This window comes from Lysinibacillus sp. UGB7 (assembly GCF_049058285.1).
Taxonomy (GTDB): domain Bacteria; phylum Bacillota; class Bacilli; order Bacillales_A; family Planococcaceae; genus Lysinibacillus; species Lysinibacillus sphaericus_B.
This window is the reverse complement of the sequence record NZ_JBMGUV010000098.1, coordinates 1-921: the sequence shown is the minus strand read 5'-3', so window position 1 is coordinate 921 and position 921 is coordinate 1. Positions and strand designations below refer to the sequence as shown.

Sequence of the window (921 nt, the reverse complement as noted above, 5' to 3'; positions counted from 1 at the left end):
ATAATTATACCGAGTTTTTAGAACACCATTTATAAAATATAAAACTGGAGGAGGTAGAGGGATTCGAACCCCCGCGCGGTGTTACCCGCCTGTCGGTTTTCAAGACCGATCCCTTCAGCCGAACTTGGGTATACCTCCGTAACAATATATAAATGGTGGACCTTGCAGGACTCGAACCTGCGACCGGACGGTTATGAGCCGTCTGCTCTAACCAACTGAGCTAAAGGTCCTTTAAGATGGCGGCAGAGGGAGTCGAACCCACGACCTTTCGGGTATGAACCGAATGCTCTAGCCAGCTGAGCTACGCCGCCAGGATCTTTATAACTGGTTATAATTTTATGGTGGAGCCTAGCGGGATCGAACCGCTGACCTCCTGCGTGCAAGGCAGGCGCTCTCCCAGCTGAGCTAAGGCCCCAATGTAATGGTCGGAATGACAGGATTCGAACCTACGACCCCTTGGTCCCAAACCAAGTGCTCTACCAAGCTGAGCTACATTCCGAAATATATATGGCGCGCCCGGCAGGAGTCGAACCCACAACCTTCTGATCCGTAGTCAGACGCTCTATCCAATTGAGCTACGGGCGCTAATTATTAAAATAAAATGGTGCCGAGGGCCGGAATCGAACCGGCACGGTAGTCACCTACCGCAGGATTTTAAGTCCTGTGCGTCTGCCAGTTCCGCCACCCCGGCACATTTGGAGCGGAAGACGAGGTTCGAACTCGCGACCCCCACCTTGGCAAGGTGGTGTTCTACCACTGAACTACTTCCGCATGTGCATAAGATTTATTTATCCTGGCAATTATGAAATTCTAAAAAATGGTGCGGGTGAAGGGAGTCGAACCCCCACGCCTTGCGGCGCTAGATCCTAAGTCTAGTGCGTCTGCCAATTCCGCCACACCCGCATATTTTGTTGGCAATTT

Annotated in this window: 9 tRNA genes; all 9 read right to left on the bottom strand. The window is 51.5% G+C overall.

Features of this window, described 5'->3' with window-relative positions:
- Positions 1-45: 45 nt before the first annotated feature.
- The 9 genes from ACOMCU_RS28115 to ACOMCU_RS28075 all read right to left on the bottom strand — a co-directional run bounded on the left by ACOMCU_RS28115 (position 46) and on the right by ACOMCU_RS28075 (position 903).
- Positions 46-138, bottom strand: a tRNA-Ser gene (locus ACOMCU_RS28115).
- Between the two features lie 15 nt (positions 139-153).
- Positions 154-230 (bottom strand) — tRNA-Ile (locus ACOMCU_RS28110).
- Between the two features lie 7 nt (positions 231-237).
- Positions 238-311: transfer RNA gene (locus ACOMCU_RS28105), tRNA-Met, on the bottom strand.
- Between the two features lie 28 nt (positions 312-339).
- A tRNA-Ala gene (locus ACOMCU_RS28100) sits at positions 340-415 on the bottom strand.
- A gap of 7 nt (positions 416-422) precedes the next feature.
- A tRNA-Pro gene (locus tag ACOMCU_RS28095) sits at positions 423-499 on the bottom strand.
- Positions 500-508: 9 nt separating this feature from the next.
- A tRNA-Arg gene (locus tag ACOMCU_RS28090) sits at positions 509-585 on the bottom strand.
- A 17-nt stretch (positions 586-602) separates the two neighbouring features.
- Positions 603-691 (bottom strand) — tRNA-Leu (locus tag ACOMCU_RS28085).
- 5 nt (positions 692-696) lie between these two features.
- Positions 697-771 (bottom strand) — tRNA-Gly (locus ACOMCU_RS28080).
- A gap of 47 nt (positions 772-818) precedes the next feature.
- Positions 819-903: transfer RNA gene (locus ACOMCU_RS28075), tRNA-Leu, on the bottom strand.
- Between the last annotated feature and the right edge of the window lie 18 nt (positions 904-921).